General features: G+C 34.1%; 23 protein-coding genes. 8 read left to right on the top strand and 15 right to left on the bottom strand.

The features are described from left to right. The first annotated feature begins 168 nt into the window (after positions 1 to 168). Together KHA87_RS03140 and KHA87_RS03135 are read left to right on the top strand one after the other, a co-directional pair. On the top strand, positions 169 to 1098 hold the full coding sequence (locus tag KHA87_RS03140) for a thermonuclease family protein (protein ID WP_213092649.1): 930 nt from the start codon (positions 169 to 171) through the stop codon (positions 1096 to 1098). Positions 1099 to 1216: 118 nt separating this feature from the next. Next, positions 1217 to 1360 (top strand): hypothetical protein, encoded by a 144-nt coding sequence (locus KHA87_RS03135; RefSeq protein ID WP_213092648.1) that lies wholly within the window; start codon positions 1217 to 1219, stop codon positions 1358 to 1360. Between the two features lie 82 nt (positions 1361 to 1442). Here KHA87_RS03135 and KHA87_RS03130 read toward each other — a convergent pair whose 3' ends face one another. The 4 genes from KHA87_RS03130 to KHA87_RS03115 all read right to left on the bottom strand — a co-directional run bounded on the left by KHA87_RS03130 (position 1443) and on the right by KHA87_RS03115 (position 3317). Continuing rightward, positions 1443 to 1913, bottom strand: coding sequence for a DUF2231 domain-containing protein (locus KHA87_RS03130; RefSeq protein WP_213092647.1), 471 nt, complete (start codon positions 1911 to 1913; stop codon positions 1443 to 1445). A gap of 149 nt (positions 1914 to 2062) precedes the next feature. Next, a complete protein-coding gene (locus KHA87_RS03125) occupies positions 2063 to 2512 on the bottom strand; it encodes a DUF2243 domain-containing protein (protein ID WP_213092646.1) in 450 nt (149 codons plus the stop codon). Positions 2513 to 2835: 323 nt separating this feature from the next. Beyond that, positions 2836 to 2985: a hypothetical protein gene (locus tag KHA87_RS03120; protein WP_213092645.1), complete on the bottom strand. Its 150-nt coding sequence runs from the start codon at positions 2983 to 2985 to the stop codon at positions 2836 to 2838. 23 nt (positions 2986 to 3008) lie between these two features. Next, positions 3009 to 3317, bottom strand: a complete 309-nt coding sequence (locus KHA87_RS03115; RefSeq protein WP_213092644.1) for a cytosolic protein — start codon at positions 3315 to 3317, stop codon at positions 3009 to 3011. A 311-nt stretch (positions 3318 to 3628) separates the two neighbouring features. Between KHA87_RS03115 and tatA the strand changes: the two genes are divergently transcribed. Then, positions 3629 to 3796, top strand: coding sequence for a twin-arginine translocase TatA/TatE family subunit (gene tatA / locus KHA87_RS03110; RefSeq protein ID WP_213092643.1), 168 nt, complete (start codon positions 3629 to 3631; stop codon positions 3794 to 3796). Between the two features lie 64 nt (positions 3797 to 3860). Here tatA and KHA87_RS03105 read toward each other — a convergent pair whose 3' ends face one another. Next, a complete protein-coding gene (locus tag KHA87_RS03105; RefSeq protein WP_213092642.1) occupies positions 3861 to 4070 on the bottom strand; it encodes a glycine zipper domain-containing protein in 210 nt (69 codons plus the stop codon). 112 nt (positions 4071 to 4182) lie between these two features. After that, positions 4183 to 5187, bottom strand: a complete 1005-nt coding sequence (locus KHA87_RS03100; RefSeq protein WP_213092641.1) for a DUF3231 family protein — start codon at positions 5185 to 5187, stop codon at positions 4183 to 4185. Between the two features lie 208 nt (positions 5188 to 5395). Between KHA87_RS03100 and KHA87_RS03095 the strand changes: the two genes are divergently transcribed. Next, positions 5396 to 6808 (top strand): LysM peptidoglycan-binding domain-containing protein, encoded by a 1413-nt coding sequence (locus KHA87_RS03095; RefSeq protein WP_213092640.1) that lies wholly within the window; start codon positions 5396 to 5398, stop codon positions 6806 to 6808. 60 nt (positions 6809 to 6868) lie between these two features. Here the strand turns inward: KHA87_RS03095 and KHA87_RS03090 are convergent, their stop codons facing one another. Continuing rightward, the gene (locus KHA87_RS03090; RefSeq protein WP_213092639.1) at positions 6869 to 7726 is read right to left on the bottom strand and encodes an MBL fold metallo-hydrolase; all 858 of its coding nucleotides are present in this window, start codon (positions 7724 to 7726) and stop codon (positions 6869 to 6871) included. A gap of 355 nt (positions 7727 to 8081) precedes the next feature. Between KHA87_RS03090 and KHA87_RS03085 the strand changes: the two genes are divergently transcribed. Further along, positions 8082 to 8909 carry an alpha/beta fold hydrolase gene (locus tag KHA87_RS03085; RefSeq protein ID WP_213092638.1) on the top strand — a complete coding sequence of 276 codons (828 nt, stop codon included), beginning with the start codon at positions 8082 to 8084 and terminating at the stop codon, positions 8907 to 8909. A 50-nt stretch (positions 8910 to 8959) separates the two neighbouring features. Here the strand turns inward: KHA87_RS03085 and KHA87_RS03080 are convergent, their stop codons facing one another. Both KHA87_RS03080 and KHA87_RS03075 read right to left on the bottom strand, forming a co-directional pair. Further along, positions 8960 to 9484 (bottom strand): hypothetical protein, encoded by a 525-nt coding sequence (locus KHA87_RS03080; RefSeq protein WP_213092637.1) that lies wholly within the window; start codon positions 9482 to 9484, stop codon positions 8960 to 8962. Continuing rightward, entirely contained in the window at positions 9481 to 9954 is a 474-nt protein-coding gene (locus tag KHA87_RS03075) for a hypothetical protein (protein ID WP_213092636.1), read from the bottom strand. Before KHA87_RS03075 ends, KHA87_RS03080 begins: the two co-directional genes overlap by 4 nt. Positions 9955 to 10174: 220 nt before the next feature. Here KHA87_RS03075 and KHA87_RS03070 point away from each other — a divergent pair, with 220 nt between their 5' ends. From KHA87_RS03070 to KHA87_RS03060, 3 genes are all read left to right on the top strand, one after another. Next, a complete protein-coding gene (locus KHA87_RS03070) occupies positions 10175 to 10396 on the top strand; it encodes a spore germination protein (protein ID WP_213092635.1) in 222 nt (73 codons plus the stop codon). 173 nt (positions 10397 to 10569) lie between these two features. Continuing rightward, the gene (locus KHA87_RS03065) at positions 10570 to 10791 is read left to right on the top strand and encodes a spore germination protein (protein WP_213092634.1); all 222 of its coding nucleotides are present in this window, start codon (positions 10570 to 10572) and stop codon (positions 10789 to 10791) included. An 82-nt stretch (positions 10792 to 10873) separates the two neighbouring features. Then, positions 10874 to 11095: a spore germination protein gene (locus KHA87_RS03060; RefSeq protein WP_213092633.1), complete on the top strand. Its 222-nt coding sequence runs from the start codon at positions 10874 to 10876 to the stop codon at positions 11093 to 11095. Between the two features lie 845 nt (positions 11096 to 11940). Here KHA87_RS03060 and KHA87_RS03055 read toward each other — a convergent pair. The 6 genes from KHA87_RS03055 to KHA87_RS03030 form a co-directional block, all read right to left on the bottom strand. After that, positions 11941 to 12756 (bottom strand): AraC family transcriptional regulator, encoded by an 816-nt coding sequence (locus KHA87_RS03055; protein WP_213092632.1) that lies wholly within the window; start codon positions 12754 to 12756, stop codon positions 11941 to 11943. Between the two features lie 447 nt (positions 12757 to 13203). Then, positions 13204 to 13518 (bottom strand): hypothetical protein, encoded by a 315-nt coding sequence (locus KHA87_RS03050; protein ID WP_213092631.1) that lies wholly within the window; start codon positions 13516 to 13518, stop codon positions 13204 to 13206. 130 nt (positions 13519 to 13648) lie between these two features. Beyond that, the gene (locus tag KHA87_RS03045) at positions 13649 to 14074 is read right to left on the bottom strand and encodes a GNAT family N-acetyltransferase (RefSeq protein ID WP_213092630.1); all 426 of its coding nucleotides are present in this window, start codon (positions 14072 to 14074) and stop codon (positions 13649 to 13651) included. 71 nt (positions 14075 to 14145) lie between these two features. Beyond that, positions 14146 to 15024, bottom strand: a complete 879-nt coding sequence (locus tag KHA87_RS03040) for an alpha/beta fold hydrolase (protein ID WP_213092629.1) — start codon at positions 15022 to 15024, stop codon at positions 14146 to 14148. A 63-nt stretch (positions 15025 to 15087) separates the two neighbouring features. Continuing rightward, a complete protein-coding gene (locus tag KHA87_RS03035; protein ID WP_213092628.1) occupies positions 15088 to 15606 on the bottom strand; it encodes a hypothetical protein in 519 nt (172 codons plus the stop codon). 4 nt (positions 15607 to 15610) lie between these two features. Continuing rightward, a complete protein-coding gene (locus tag KHA87_RS03030; RefSeq protein WP_213092627.1) occupies positions 15611 to 16150 on the bottom strand; it encodes a cysteine hydrolase family protein in 540 nt (179 codons plus the stop codon). Between the last annotated feature and the right edge of the window lie 2 nt (positions 16151 to 16152).

Genomic DNA, 16152 nt, shown 5'->3' with positions numbered 1-16152 from the left:
ACAGACTCCTCCTTTGTACATCCGATGTATTCATTTATATGAATATATTAACAAACAAATTTTACCGTTACAACCTTTTAATCATATGATGAAATATGCTAACTTGATAAATTGGAAGATGTTTAATACAGTAAAAAGGAAATGTTTTTGATAAGGAGTATGAATAATTTGGCAACAAAGAAATGCTTACAAAGAAAAATAGGGATGCTGCTTTTAATTATTTCTGTATTATTAGGGGCATGTTCTCAAACAACCAGTACAACAAAGAGCACGAATACTACAAATACCACTGAAGAAAAACAATTTAAAAGCGATAAAGAAGCTAATGTAAATGCAAAACAACAATCCACAAACCAAAGCAATAAAAAAAATCAAATTGTCTCACTTCCGAAAGGGTTGATTACTGCAACCATTATTAGAAATGTAGACGGCGATACCGTACATGTTAGCATCAAAGGGAAAGATGAAGATATACGCCTGCTTCTTATTGATACACCTGAAACCCATAAACCAGGCACACCTGTTCAACCATATGGACCGGAAGCGAGTGCTTATGCTGAACAGGAACTTGCTGTGGGCACAAAGGTTAAGCTTGAAGAAGGTGTAAAAGGCCATGAACGTGATAAATATGGAAGATTACTAGCTTATATCTACCTGCCGAACGGAAAAATGTATAATGAGGAAGTTGTAAAAAAAGGCCTTGCCCGTGTTGCCTATATTTATGAACCGAACACAAAGCATTTAAAGGAATTAAAAAATGATGAAAGCTATGCACGAAAGCATAAATTGGGTATTTGGTCCATTCCTGGGTATGTTACCGATCGTGGTTATAATATGGACGCCAAAGGAGCTGCACATACTGTATCAAGTTCACCAAATACAAGTACCCAGAATTCTTCCAATCAATCATTCAAAAATAATCCTGCAGATGATAAAGAAAGTAATACTAGCTGTAAGGGAAAAATTAAGGGTAATGCTAACAGTAAAATTTATCATGTACCAGGCGGTGCATTCTATGACCGCACCCGAGATAATATTGTTTGGTTTTGTACAGAATCAGATGCCATCAAGGCAGGCTATCGAAAATCACAAAGGTAAAAGGGGTTATTCGGAAAATGTTTTTTCCGTGCAACCCTTTTTCATTTGCTCTAATAGGAATGAAATTTTTAAAAAATACAAATGATATAGAAAAGTACTTGTCAGGAGATGCATAAATATGGAATGGATCTTTAAATGGGTCACTTATGGAATGTATATTCCCTTAACATTAATCCCCATTTATGTTGCAGTGAAGGGTTCTAATGAGGAGAAATCTTTGATGCAAAATTTTCTAGATACAGTCAAAGATAAGGTAAAATAATCCCCTGCATTAATAACCAATACAGTCCAAAAGTGTTATAGTGTAAACTACCCCATATGGTGCCATGCACCATATGGGATTTTTATTGCCTAGAATCATGCTTTGGTGGATTCACATATTTCCCGTCCATTTTAACACCAATTCCCTGGTCATATACCATTTTTCCTCCAATGTAACCAACAGTAAGAATTCCTACAGCACACACAATTGAAAGAATACAACTAATAACTAACCACAGTTGAATCAGTTCTTTTCTTTTCATGACGAAAAAGAAACGAAAAATTGTGACTATCAAGGCTAACCATGTCGTGATAGTGGCCCAAGTGTCATGATAATGAAAAATATTCGTGTTGCCCCTTGCATCCTCACCTGGCCCCGTTCCAATAGCTAACCAAGCACTTAAAAATGCCAGTAGCCAAAACCAATGCCCTCTTGGAGAGGCTTTACGTCTAAAAATGGCGTATAGCAAATCATAGACGGCGGTCAGAGTAATGATTACGATCGGAAAATGAACGACAATTGGGTGAATATGAGAAAAAATTTCATTTATCAATTTTTGTCCTTCCTTTCAGAAAACTCATATAAACGAATGAGAATATTTCTGTATGAAATAGTTTTTCCAAATATGAAAATATATATTTTAAAAACACCTCGAATAGGAGCAATAATGCTTACTGCCGTGTATTAATAATGAATGGGTCTTTATATTAAATGGTACTTGTTACTGTGTTTAATTTTCAAATACATAAACAATCCTACTACAATTAATATTAGGGAAAATCCATCATATAATAAATCATAGAAAAGCACTCTGTCAGTATAATAATAGACATGATGAATCCCTAATACATGATGGTCAACAATCCCTTCTACTAAATTAAATATCCCGGAACCAAATAGAAATCCTGACCAAAATGTAAGGTTTGGGTTAGTTAATTTTTCCCTTTCACTGGACCATAACAGATAACCGCCAACAAACACGATAATCGTTACAAAAAGGTGAAATATTCCATCACTGACGATTTGATTAAATCTGTTTGTGTACATATAAACGCTATGAAATTGAAATATTTGATGGAGTAATATTCCGTCAAGCATTCCGATAATTCCCATACCAAAAATAAAAGCACCAATAAAGGTACGATTTTTCATATGATCCCACCTTTTATGAAAATAGTTCAATATATGATGATGTTAAGTTAATTTGGCCATAGGACACTAGTTTCATTGGGCATTGTAGAGAGTCATTTTTCATATGTATGCCGGTTGTAGTTCCGTTACTGATTTCCTTATGTTTTTTATGAATATCAGATACTTTGTCCTCTAAGTATTTTGAATTGGTCATTTTATAAAAATACTGTCCGCTTATGAAGAACGCTCAAAGAATAATTCTCTGAGCGTAATAAAATGGTTATTTTTTATCCTAATTTAAATGCACCTATTTTAAATTATTTAGCTAAAGCTCCAGCTCTATTTTACTCTTTTGATTTGTTCAAGGTCTCTATGCCTTCTTCTGTGTCAATACCTGTGCTGGAATTACGATAATGTGTGTCTTTTTTCTGTTTGAGTGCATTGGGCATTTGATATTGCTTCATATCGCTCTGAAATTGACCTTCTTTTGACATATGTATCCCCTTTCTGTTATTTTCTAATTGCTTTCATCATAAGGAGGCTCTTGATTTTCATTAGGATCATCGTGTGTTGGGTGGGCACCTGGGTATTCCCTTGGAAGGTCCTGATGAAAGGATTTAAATTCATAGTTGAAGTTACTGTATGGTCTTTGCCCTTCTCTCCAATGTGTGGATTTACCTTCGACAGGTGTATCCGCACCACGAGGAGCGCCATACGAGCCTTCTGGTAAATCTTCTGGATGAATAAAATTTTTCCTCGTTTCTACTGTCGAAACATCTGTATAAGAAATTTCCTCTTTGTCGGTATATTTCTTTCTGCCCTTCATATTCTTATCACATCCTTATCTGTTTCTTTTTATTATGTGGACGTTAAACAATACTATTCACTGGTGCAAGGCAAGAACTTTATTTATAGCATTGGTTTATTCCAATACAGTTTCACGTGAATCAGTATTATTAGACAAGATTTGAGAAATATTGAGTATTTGTGATATCATTAGAGTCTACAATGCATTTAAAAATAGTCACAAAATCAACACAAAATTAATTGCCCAGGATATGTATATCTTTTTCTATCTTTGCTAAAATATTTTTAACCTATTTTTATTAAAATTGAATTCTCCGAGGAGGAGTAATAATGGAATTAAGCATCGGGAAAATTCTCCTAATTTGCTTATTAGGTCTACTTATTTTCGGACCAAAAAAACTTCCTGATATAGGGCGTGCAGCCGGAGAATCATTACGGGAGTTTAAAAAAAGCCTCAATGGCTTAAAGGATGAAATAAACGAAAAAGAAGAAAAGTAAAAATTATTTGCTTCTGGAGACGCCCAAATTGGGCGTCTCCTCTTTATTTTGTCATAAATTCATTTTAATCTTCCATTAGGTCAGTTGCACGATCAGCGGCTTCATCCGCTCTATCTCCCGCTTTGTTGCCTAATGCCCCGCCGGCAACCGCACCAGCAATCGTGCCAAGAGGACCAAAAACAGAGCCAACTGCAGCACCAGCTACGGCTCCAGCACCAGTTCCTATTGTTTCACTGGCATCGATGTCATCTCGATTTCGTTTGTTATCCGCCATTTCATTCACCCCCTTAATGGGTAGCGCCATAGTTATTCGCACAGCCCTATATGTATTTTGTCCAATTAGGGAAGCTTTACTCGAAAGTAAAAAGTAAGTACTTTTTTGTAAATTAGTTTTTATAAAATTCATTTCTATCAATAGGTTGTGGAGGACGCTCCATCCATCCACGATCAATTAAAAGTTTCAACCCATCATGACCATATTTCATTATATCTGTCATAAAAAGTGCATAATGTGCAGATATATCTTTTCTCATTGTGATGGATAAAGCATAGCCAAGTGTAGAAATACCAACTTGATTTGTTGAACCTATAAAAAACAGGATTAACCTCTCCGAAAATGGAGAAATTGTCGAGTTTGTCACTTCCATCGTTGTAGGAGTACCGGAAAAATTATCGTTTTCATTTAATAATTTGGTAAATGTATCAATTTGTTTTTCTGCGATTCTTTTCCCTTTCAATAAATATTCCTTTATTTCTTTATCTTTGGTAACCTGAATCAAACCCATTATGAGTATTAAGCCAATTGCATTTCTTTCCACAACAGAAAAAATTTCGCCTATTTCTAATGAATTGAGGGGCCTTCTTTCTCCTATCCAGGTTTCTATTAAGGAAGGATTATGTTTTACAAACTCTACACTATTTGGATATTCCATTTTTGGAGGTCTATCGTAAAGTCCTTTTGAGAGCATTAAACTTAATGATTTATCATATAACTTTGATTCATTCCCTAAACACTCGATTATAAATTGAACGATATCTACCCTTGATACTTTTGTAAGAGCCGTTGCATAAAATGGAACAATTACTTGTCCACCGCGATATAAAAAGCTTAGTGCAAATAAATCCGTGTATAATGCCGGAGCGGTTAAATCCACGTCCTTGTCGGAGAATCCCACAGGTATTGGTATGTTTTCTCCTTCAAAAATACTTTTGACCCTCTCAATATGAGTTTCAATCATTGCTAGAGCTTCTTCAATAATCCCTTTAATCTCATTGTCTTCTAAATGATGAAGAAAATGCATGTAAAAACATCTTAATGCCGTGTTTTCAGTATATATTGTCCAAAGAATCCCTAGTTCAGAAGTCGTTAATTTAATATTGTTTTCCTTCATTACCAAATCCCTTTCAGTAATTTATAAAACATCATTGATATCTAATTACTTCCAATCTTATCCTTTGCAAAAAATTAGAAATTATGTAGTTTGTGTATACCTTCTTTTAATTACAAGTCAAATTATCTGTAGTGTATCCGGACATTAACACATAAATAACTATTTGAATATTGTAAAGGATATATCCAAGTTTTCGGGGGGAGCCTTTATGAAAATATATGTTGTCCAAAGTGGCGATACTCTTTGGAAAATCAGCCAAACATATGGTATATCGGTCAATCAAATTGCTGCGGTGAATGGATTAGAAGATCCGACCAAGCTTGTTGTAGGAGAAGCATTGGTCATACCAACACCATTTCAGCAACATGTCGTTCAGCGTGGTGAATCTCTTTGGCAAATCTCCCATCGATACGGAGTATCGATACAGGAAATAATTAATGCAAACAATTTAACCGATTCTACGATTCTTCATATCGGCCAAGTGCTTACTATTCCGATTCTTTATCACATTGTTCAATCTGGAGAATCATTATGGGCAATCGCAAACCATTATGGAACGACGGTTTCCGCAATAACTCAAGTAAATCAAATTTCAAATCCCGGCTTGATTTATGTTGGGCAAAAACTAAGAATCCCTGAAATGACTAAAAAAACGGTCGAAGTGAATGCATATGTAACAAATATGGGACAGACAGGCGCAAATTTAGTTGCTCCACTTTCCGCCTATTTTACTTATGTAAGTCCTTTTAGCCATAGGGTTAATGGAGATGGCAGTATTTCTCCTTTAAATGACGAGCTTATCATAAGGGAAGCATTAAACAGAGGGGTGTCTCCACTGCTTGTCTTAACAAATTTTGTGGATAGTAGCTTTGATTCTGATAGAGCCGCTCTTATCTTAAGAAATTCAGATCTTCAGAATACCGTTATTACTAATATATTAACCATGTTAAAAGATAAAGGTTATCGAGGTTTAAATATTGATTTTGAGTATGTCTATCCTGAGGACAAAGAAAATTACAATAATTTCCTTCGAAAAGTTGTGGAACGCTTAAGACCAGAAGGTTATTCCGTTTCTACTGCCCTTGCTCCAAAGCTCCGGGCTGATCAAAAAGGGCTATTATATGAAGCACATGATTACGCAGCACATGGTGAAATTGTTGATTTTGTTGTGATAATGACCTATGAATGGGGTTGGATTGGAGGCAGTCCAATGGCAGTTGCCCCAATTAGTCAAGTAAGAAAAGTTCTAGATTACGCCATTACGGTTATTCCAAGAAATAAAATTGTTATGGGTGTACCTTTATATGGTTATGATTGGAAAATTCCTTGGAAACAAGGAACTCTTGCAAAAATTGTCTCTCCGAGAGAAGCTGTGAATATTGCCGGTAAATATGGGGCTGCTATCCGATATGATGAATCCTTTCAATCACCATTTTTCCGATACACAGATGAATCCAGACAGCAGCATGAAGTATGGTTTGAAGATGCCCGCAGTATGCAAATAAAATATGATACAGTAAAAGATTATAATTTACGTGGGTTAAGCTATTGGGTACTTGGTACCACATTCCCACAAAATTGGCCGGTGCTTGAAGCTAATTTTAAAATAAAAAAATATTAATAACTATGTTCCTCCGGGACTGTTAGAGCCCTTGGGGGAAAGTGTGGATATGATTAATCATTAATGCAAATTCTTATCAACAAATTTCCCATAATCAGGAATAGCTATACTATCAAAGTCTTGCACTAGCCTTTCTAAACTATTGGTTAATAATTCGCCTGAAATCGGTATTCCATGACCAGTAACCGCTACAGAAGGCTTCAAATCTGCTAATTTCATGACCGATTTTTTAGCTGCTTTCCAATCGGGTGTGAGATAACGCGGCGGACCACTAATTTCTAAATCCTGAGTTAATACACTATATAGAGACTCTTGTTTGACTGTAATAAATGCATCTCCTGCAATTAAAGCTCGATCATTCTCTCTGAAAAGTGAAACATGCCCAGGTGAATGACCTGGTGTATGTATCCAGCGAAAACCTGGCATATGAGGAACATTTCCATCAGGAGGCAATTTTTCTATATGTTTGCCCAGATCAATAGGCTCATTAGGAAATAATGGTGACATTTTTGCCACTAATCCGCCTTCTACCGTAGAATCTGGTTCCGGATAACTCTTGTCTCCTGTCAAATACGGAAACTCCAATTCATGTGCATATACTAAAACATCCCAATGTTCAATTAGTTCAATAATTGCTCCAACATGATCAAAATGACCATGTGTTAAAATAATAGCTTTTGGGCGGCATTTTTCCCCAAACCGATCCTCGGCAGCGGAAATAATTTGATTGGCAGAACCAGGCATACCCGCATCAACCAATACAAATTCATTTGTTTCCGGATTACCTACGAATGCAATATTAACAATTTGAATAGTGTGACATACTAAATCAGGCAATACTTCTATACTTACCCCGCTTCCTATGGAAGTTGCAGGAATAAACTTATAGTCACTCCCATAATTCATATCTTGGTCCATTAATCATTCTCCTTATTCAGTTAATATGTAAATAGTATACCTTTATCATTCCGGAAATATTTTTCTAATACCTCATTTTCATTAATGAAGAAATCACCAAGCAACGCTTGGTGATTTCACTTGAATTTAATTCTTTTTTTGGTGAAAGGTAGTTAGAGCAAGAAATACCCTTCTGATTCTAATTCACTAAATAGTTGATCCTCAAACAACTACAAACAGTAATTCCTATCACGATAGAAAAATTCCTAATTGTCAATTAATATCATTGCATTTTTTACTTTTCAAATGTGGTGTAAAAATTATCTATTTCGGGAAAGTTAATGTTGATTTATGGATATGAATCGGAGGAAGAGTAATGAAGGAATCCGTTTTAACCGGACATCATTTTGTAAATGGAATCAATGTTTATTATGAATTTTACCCAAACGAAAATGAGAAAACCGTTGTTCTATTACATGGTTTTTTGTCTTCGACCTTTACCTTTCGTCATTTAATCCCATTACTAAATAGGGACTTCCAGGTTCTTTCTATTGATTTGCCTCCATTTGGGAGGAGCGACAAATCAAAGCGATTTATTTATTCTTATCAAAATTTAGCACGGACTGTTATTCAAATAATTGATTATTTCGGTATAAAAGAGCCTGTATTAATTGGGCATTCAATGGGCGGACAGGTGGTGTTGAATATCCTACATCTTATGCCTGAATTTGCTGAGAAGGTAGTTCTCCTATCCAGCTCATCTTATCTCAAACGTCAAAAATGGACATTAAGGATGTTTAGCTATTTTCCTTTTTCCCATCTATTTGTGAAACGATGGCTTGCGAAAACCGGAATTGTCAAAAATTTAGAAGAAACACTTTATAATCATTCCTTAATTAATAACGAAATGATTGAGGGGTATTTACAGCCTTTCTTACAAAATAAAATATTCAATGCCCTAACAAGAATGATTCGGGATTGGGAAGGTGATTTACCTTCCCATGTTTTAAATCAAATTAAATCAAAGTGTCTATTAATTTGGGGAGAGCATGACCTGTCACAGCCGCTTCATGTAGGAGAACGGCTTAAAAATGACCTCGCTCATTCTGAACTCGTGGTTCTTGAAGAAACCGGCCATGCGATACCAGAGGAAAAGCCGTTAGAAATTTACGAGTCCATTAAAAAGTTTTTAAAAGAAGGATAAGAAGGAATTGAATATTGCAATAAATAAGGAGACTTTCAATAAGAGTCTCCTTATCTCATATCCGTATTTAAACCTACCTGCTTTATTCCATGCATCTTAACAATATGATAAAGACCAGTCCAAATGCTAAAGACAATAAGGTATATGGCATATGAATAATAAATATTATACCCATGCTGGTAATGATAAACACCAAATACATCGGACAAAAGCTCCAAACCAACACTTATCCACGAACAACATAAAATATAGATTGGAGAGAATTTTAGCTTAATGCGGTAGCGATCATATATATAAAAGAACAAATAACTATATGGTCCATAATTTATTTGGGATAATAAATCCATAAATTCAAAATCAGATGTGTCACCAATATCATAAAAGCTTATAGGGACAACACTTAAGGTATGATCTGAAAAGAATCCGAAAAAAACACCACACATAAAAAAGATAATGGCAATTTGCTTGCAAAATCGTTTAGGAAAGAGATAAATCATTATAACCCCTATACAAAGCGATACAAGGATAAACCATTCATTCTTATTAAAATGATTATCATATACAATCTCTTTCAAATGTTTTCGATGCCTCCTCTACGCAAACGGGAAAACCAAATTGTTATCCACATAAACGCAACCATAAATAACATATACATGATGAACGCATAATAATATTTCCAATTTGTATAATGGATAATATGTAATGATGTCAAAATCCAATCATTTATTGTCAAAAGGAAGCTTGCCACCACTGCAATCACACAACGAAATCGCACGCGAATTGGAGCATACATAATATTTGTCGTTATTATCATGAGCATGGGAATCTCCATAAAACGGCTAATGTTTAATGCTATTCCCCTTTCTACTTCCCTAGTGGCAATAACCCAGTGAAATTTAATGTCCAAAATACTGAAAATGGTTACGGTTAGTATCACACTTACGAAATACTGGAAGATCAGTTCTATAATAGTAAACCTTTTTGGAGCTACAGCAAACACGATTATTAATAACCACGTCAGCGTGCTGATCACAACAATCGACATTCCAATATCTCCCTTCAACACACCCTAGAAAAAGACATAGTAATGATAATATCTTTTCCTAAAAAGTAAAAAAAAACCTTGAATGTTATTTTCAATATCATTTAGGAACGGCAACTTATCCTCCAAGCGATATTCTTTTTCATTTCTTCTTTTTTCGCCCACCCAATTTTGCCTATTTTGAATAGGATATTTAAAAATAAAACAAAAAGGATGGAATAATATGCCCGCTTTCTTAACTTCAACTCAAATATTAAATATTGGGGGGACAGCCGATGTAATTTTTGGGGATGCTGCTTGGCTTTCTCCAAAATCGGTTTTAAAGAGTTCCAATGGTGTAAGCGGTGGAAATGTTGCTGCCATTAACTTAGAAAATAATCTATATAATTTAAACAATGCACTAAATAAAAGTGTAGTTGATCAAGAAATAAAGGAAAATAAATAATATTCAACAGCAGTTAAACCTTTCTAATAATTGTTTGATAACAAGCACCAATCTCTCATATTTACCTTGCTTATCATCCTGCTTTCGCCCCTTTAAAATATACAAGATATCCGCATATTCAAATAAAAATAGTTTGAATAGCATATAAAAAAGTAAAAAAAGGACTGATTTAATTGCCAGCATTCTTAGGCGCAACACAAATAATGAATATCGGTGGCACCGCTAATGTTCATTTCGGGGATCTAGCATGGCTTTCCCCTAAATCAGCAACAAAGGAAGCAATCGGTGGTAGTGGTGGAGCTACCGCAGCATTTAACATTAGCAATAATATAATTAGTGTGAACAATGCATTAAATACGAGCGTAGTAGATCAAACAATAGCTGCTAATGCTTAAATAAAGCATTATGTAAAGGTTAGATTTTACATTATTTATCAAATTTGATTAGGATAACAATAGTTGAAAGGAATTGATTCATATGCCTGCATTCTTAGGAACTCTACAGATTTTAGATATTGCTGGTGCTGCCAATGTACAATTTGGGGATTTGGCATGGCTTTCTCCTAAATCTACATTAAAGGAAGCGGTCGGTGGTAGTGGCGGCGCTACCGCAGCATTTAACGTACACAATAACGTAATAAGCGTGAATAATGCACTTGAAACAAGTGTCATTGAACAGCCAACGGTTGGTAACGCTTAATTGTGGATATTCGATATATAGGATAAAGGTACTTGCTTCCTAATTAAGTAGTATATTTTGTCCCTACTCTCGGATAGCTGAATATTATGGGGATAACGAAGTTAATATGATTTATTAGGGATTGAGGAGAAATTAATTATTCAATATAGGAAAAAGTTAATCCGTGTTTTTGAACGTGGGCTTTATAAATCAAGGCTCTTTTCTTAAACATTGTTGCTTTTTTAGACAAATATCCTAGTAACGACCTGACTTTTGCTAATAGAATCATATCCTTCCTAAGAAATGATGCCCCGGGCTAAGTCTATATTAGGGTTTATAACAATATACGAAAAACAACAAGTAATACGAAAACAGCTTAAATCAAATAAAGAATCGACTTACGATTACTAGAAATTTAAGGTTTTAGGCAGTGTATAGTTGGTTACACTGCCTTTACATATGAAATAACTGACGAGTACTGATAACTTACGTATCTTAATTTAAGATTTTCCTCCGTTTATTCTTGAACCAGCTTATAATTCTCACGGATAATATGTTTCAATTAATTACTTTTTATTATCTTTAGATCCACAACAACTTTTACTTTTGGTTTTATTTATAGAATTACAAGTACAGGAAGCAGAACATTTACGCCAAGGACTGCATTTACAGCCAGATGAACATTGACAAATCATTTAACCCCACTCCTTCCTAATTGCTAATTTTAATTAGCATATTAAGGCTAAATTCAATTCGCTTGTTCTTTTGTTCCGAAACATCGAAAGATTATACGATGAAAAAATTCTGATTTAGCCATTGAAAAAGTAAAAAGCACGATGATTATCGCGCTTCGAAAAAGGTAAATATTAAGCTTTGTGTTTTTTCCTAAATTCAGAAATAGTCATTCCCCATCTTTTTTTAAATACACGTTCAAAAGTACTAAGACTTCCAAATCCTACTTCAAAGCAAATTCTTGTAATATCAAAATTTGTCTTTAATAATAGATCTTTAGCGTGCTCTAATCGAATCCTTAATAAAAACTGACTTGGCGTACATCCTAAAGCTTCCTTGAAGAGCTTAATTAAATAAAATTTACTCAATCGGCAATGGTCAGCTAATATATCTAATGATAAATCATTAGAATAATTTTCTTCCATATAACCAATAACATTTTTTATAATTGGATTGCTATTTACTTTATACTCTTTTTCCCACCATTCGGAGTGAGTACCTTTTTGGAGGGATAAAAATAATTCGACTAGTTCCCATTCCAACTCTTCTGTTCGAATTTCATTTTCATTATCAAAGAGATTAAGCTTAATCATTTCGTCTGCCGTTTTAATTAGTTTTTCGGAGGAGTAATCAATATGGTTAAAGAATTCTAATTCATTTACATGGTTATTTAATTTTGTTGAAATAACGTGATCAAGAAAATGCTTATTTATATTTACTAACAATATCCGACTTTTATTTTCTTCTGTAAAATGAAAATGCTTTTCTCCGGGAAATGTTAGAAAATGCTTACTTGATTCTACTTTATTTACTACTTTATTCTGATCTAAAAAAGTACTTCCTTCTAAAGGAATGGTTATTTGATAATCATCCCCATGTTCATGTTCAACCGGGTCCGATGAAAAGGAATCAAAACGGGACAACATAAGCTTTGTGTTGGGTAATTTCAAATTCACATACCTCAGGACGCATTCCCCCACTTGTTTTTCCTAATATTACAAATTCATTATACATTTTCAACGATAAATTTTCTACAGTAGACTAGTTCATAGCATTTCATACAAAATGTGTAATTATCTTATCCCCATAAAAAAGTAAGGACATATTATTCAGTACGCCCTTACTTCTTTTATCCGGATTTATGAAGTTTATCCTAATTCGGCTGTTGTTTAGGAGTCTTAAGAAGGATGCCCCAAATTAAAAAACCCACAATAAACTATTCCCAATGGAGTGTGCAGCAAATGAGGCCCAAGTGGAACCTGTGAATTGGACAATCCCTGGAGCAATAAGCATGCTAAAAAGCATATTGATAAAATGCCACTTGAGACAAGCATGTACTACCCATGCTCAAAGCAAACCATTTATTATCCACGGATAGCTTCCAAACATTTCTATCTTTAGAGGAAGAATAAAGCCTTTCCGCATCTTTTTTCACTAAGCATTGCAATTAAATGGAGAGGAATAAAGCACGGTATCAATCTCCGTTTACCATATAAACGAACTCCAAAAAATTCTGAAGGAAGTAAATCTATTCTTTTTTTCAAAGGATTAAATGGAGCAGGAAGATAACCTAGAGGTTTTAATAAGCGCTGCTTAGCGAAAAACTTTCCTAAAGGTTCAAGGAGCTGGTCAAAAATAATGGTAAAAACCCTAGCCCCAACAACCAAATACCAAACCGTTGCTGTCATGTTATTAAAGTAAAAACGATCCAATATGCCTTTCCTAAGTAACTTAGGTGTTCCGTAAAAAACACCGTAACATATAAGAATGAACCACATAGTGTAAATATAAAAAGAGGTAAAAATAAACACTTTACACTCCACAATTTAAAACACTCACTGATTAATTAGCTTCTTTTCTCATGAAAAATATATCTCTAATATCCTCAGTGAATCCCCATTTCCGATAATATGGCAACATTTCTGATTTGCAATATAACTCAAAATGCTTTACATCTTTTAATAAAGGATGTTCCATTATTTTATCTAGCAGCCCACGGCCTAAATCTTTCCCTCTATATGATTCTTTTACAATTACATCAAGAATCAGGGCTTTATAGACGAAATCAGTCAAGACCCTTGCAAATGCAACTAGCTCTTTCGTTTCTAGATCGCAATAGGCAACTATTACATCGGAGTTTTCAATCATACTCTGGATATCTTCTAGTTTTCTCCCCTTAGTCCACCATTCCAGTTGGAATAAATGATGCAAATCTATTATTTGATCATTTGTAAGTTTTTCTATAAGTTCACCCTTTATTTTAAACACCTTCTTCACTTTTTTTGTAAAGATATTAGGAAGATAAAAATAAACTTTTAACTAAAATTTTTGATAATTACTTAATAATTTTCTTTCAAAAACTTCTTTATATCATTATTTATTTTTACTAAGTATTCTTCCGAGGGGAAATGACCTATATCATAAGATTTGAAATCTACAAGATTTCGGATTATATTATTAGAAATTTTATAGACTTTCTTCTCGGGGAAAAAAATATCCTTTTCTCCCGCAATGACTAATGTAGGTGCATGGTAATGAACAAGCTCCTTTTTTTCTGTTAATTTGGGCATCTCTTGTTCAAGCTTGGTGTATGTAAATACATCTCCAATAATCTTTTTATCTATTTCTTTCATACTATTATTTGATAATGCTCCTGCAATTTTATTAAGATATTTTTCCGAGGATGTTATATAAAATAAGGTTAGGGGTACTAAAACATCTTTCATCATTTTTAGTTTAGATCCTAATCCTATTCCCGCAGGCGAAACTAATACGGCACATTTTATTTTATTTGGCATAAATGCCGCTAATCTTAAAATGATCCCTGCCCCATATGATGGACCGATAAATGCACATCGATCAATATTAAAATGATTCATTAATTCTAGAATCCACTGGGCAAAACTATGATCTTTCGCAGAAATCCTATTTTCTTCACTATAGCCGGGATGACCAATGGTATCTGGCGCGTATATTCTATACATGTCTGTAAGGGATGTAAACCAAGATAATGTCATGGGATTTATACAATTCCCACCTTGGAAAATAAATATAGGCTTTCCTTCTTGTGGACCTGATACAAGAACATGAGTTTTCCCATAACTTGTGTCAACATATACCCTTTCGACATCGAATATTAATGACTGTATATAATTTTCATAGTGTTGGGTAATATATGTTTTTCCCTCAGCGCTTTTATAAATGGTTCTCTTTCCCATCCATCCCACTCCATTTTTATTGACATTAATAAGTTGAATATAATTGCGCAAGTTTTACCCAATTTACTCTCCAAAGTATATGAATTCATATGGGTTATTTCTAATATTCTTTCCAATTATAGTTAATGTGGATAAAGAAATTTCATTTAAGTTAGTGAATATCCGATTTATTGTGTTGTATAACTCAGGATTTCTCTGAAGTTCCTTATAAGGAACTTCAAAGCTTTCCATGTACTCTACTTCTATTTTATCTTTAAGTGCCTCTTCAATCTCAAGAATAATATGAAGCATTAGCTCAGCATTGAAATATTGTAATGCCTTTTTGATTTCTGACCAAGCATTAGGCTGTGCAAGATAATAAGAACTCCACCAATAAAACTCAACTAGAGAATTAATTGCGTGATTATAATACGCATTAAACATAAATAACGCTTTTTGCTTCTTCGAAAGCTTTTTATAGATTTCTTCTTTTACCGAGGTGTTTTTCCCTCGTATTAAGGGAATTATGTGCTCGAAACAAGCACGAGGTAATTCTTCATCTTTTAGAGAATTAAAATGATCTCTACTCATTGTTATTAGCATTTACCTACTCCTTATAAAATCCAATATCACTTTCTTTCATCACTTTTATCTTACGTTCAGGTGTTCCAACAGTACTTAAATGATAATTATGATGATCAATTATTCTCTTCGCTGGTAGTATTCCATCGACAGTTGTATGCCCATCTTCTACTAGTATAACATCATAGCCTAATGATATAGCCACCCTACATGTCGTATCTACACAATATTCTGTTCTTGCTCCAGCTATAACTAAATGCGTTACACCTAAATCTGCTAGGATTTCATTAAGTTTTGTTTGATAAAATGCATCCGTTGCCAACTTAGGAATTATAATATCATGTCCTGGGACTAAGCTCTCCTCCAATTGCCAAAATGGAGAATTTCGTATTAATATACCCCCAGTTAATTCTTCATGCTGGGTATATATAATTGGAACATTTTCTAATTTGGCTTTCTCTATTAATTTTTTTATAGTACATATGACCTCTTCCTTATTAATAGTGCCCCACAATGGCCCAAATTGTAAATCCATTAATAACAAAGCAGATCGGTTCTTAATCATTC

The sequence above is a fragment of the Bacillus sp. FJAT-49736 genome, assembly GCF_018343615.1.
In the GTDB taxonomy this organism is placed as follows: domain Bacteria; phylum Bacillota; class Bacilli; order Bacillales; family Bacillaceae_C; genus Margalitia.
Note: the sequence above shows the minus strand (reverse complement) of the source record. Positions and strands in the feature narration are given on the sequence as shown.

Coding starts and splice junctions, on each gene's coding strand:
- KHA87_RS03135 (WP_213092648.1), top strand. CDS start 1,217: ATGGAATGGATCTTTAAATGGGTCACTTATGGAATGTATATTCCCTTA.
- KHA87_RS03125 (WP_213092646.1), bottom strand. CDS start 2,512: ATGAAAAATCGTACCTTTATTGGTGCTTTTATTTTTGGTATGGGAATT.
- KHA87_RS03120 (WP_213092645.1), bottom strand. CDS start 2,985: ATGTCAAAAGAAGGTCAATTTCAGAGCGATATGAAGCAATATCAAATG.
- KHA87_RS03115 (WP_213092644.1), bottom strand. CDS start 3,317: ATGAAGGGCAGAAAGAAATATACCGACAAAGAGGAAATTTCTTATACA.
- tatA (WP_213092643.1), top strand. CDS start 3,629: ATGGAATTAAGCATCGGGAAAATTCTCCTAATTTGCTTATTAGGTCTA.
- KHA87_RS03105 (WP_213092642.1), bottom strand. CDS start 4,070: ATGGCGGATAACAAACGAAATCGAGATGACATCGATGCCAGTGAAACA.
- KHA87_RS03100 (WP_213092641.1), bottom strand. CDS start 5,187: ATGAAGGAAAACAATATTAAATTAACGACTTCTGAACTAGGGATTCTT.
- KHA87_RS03095 (WP_213092640.1), top strand. CDS start 5,396: ATGAAAATATATGTTGTCCAAAGTGGCGATACTCTTTGGAAAATCAGC.
- KHA87_RS03090 (WP_213092639.1), bottom strand. CDS start 7,726: ATGGACCAAGATATGAATTATGGGAGTGACTATAAGTTTATTCCTGCA.
- KHA87_RS03085 (WP_213092638.1), top strand. CDS start 8,082: ATGAAGGAATCCGTTTTAACCGGACATCATTTTGTAAATGGAATCAAT.
- KHA87_RS03075 (WP_213092636.1), bottom strand. CDS start 9,954: ATGTCGATTGTTGTGATCAGCACGCTGACGTGGTTATTAATAATCGTG.
- KHA87_RS03070 (WP_213092635.1), top strand. CDS start 10,175: ATGCCCGCTTTCTTAACTTCAACTCAAATATTAAATATTGGGGGGACA.
- KHA87_RS03060 (WP_213092633.1), top strand. CDS start 10,874: ATGCCTGCATTCTTAGGAACTCTACAGATTTTAGATATTGCTGGTGCT.
- KHA87_RS03040 (WP_213092629.1), bottom strand. CDS start 15,024: ATGGGAAAGAGAACCATTTATAAAAGCGCTGAGGGAAAAACATATATT.
- KHA87_RS03035 (WP_213092628.1), bottom strand. CDS start 15,606: ATGCTAATAACAATGAGTAGAGATCATTTTAATTCTCTAAAAGATGAA.
- KHA87_RS03030 (WP_213092627.1), bottom strand. CDS start 16,150: ATGATTAAGAACCGATCTGCTTTGTTATTAATGGATTTACAATTTGGG.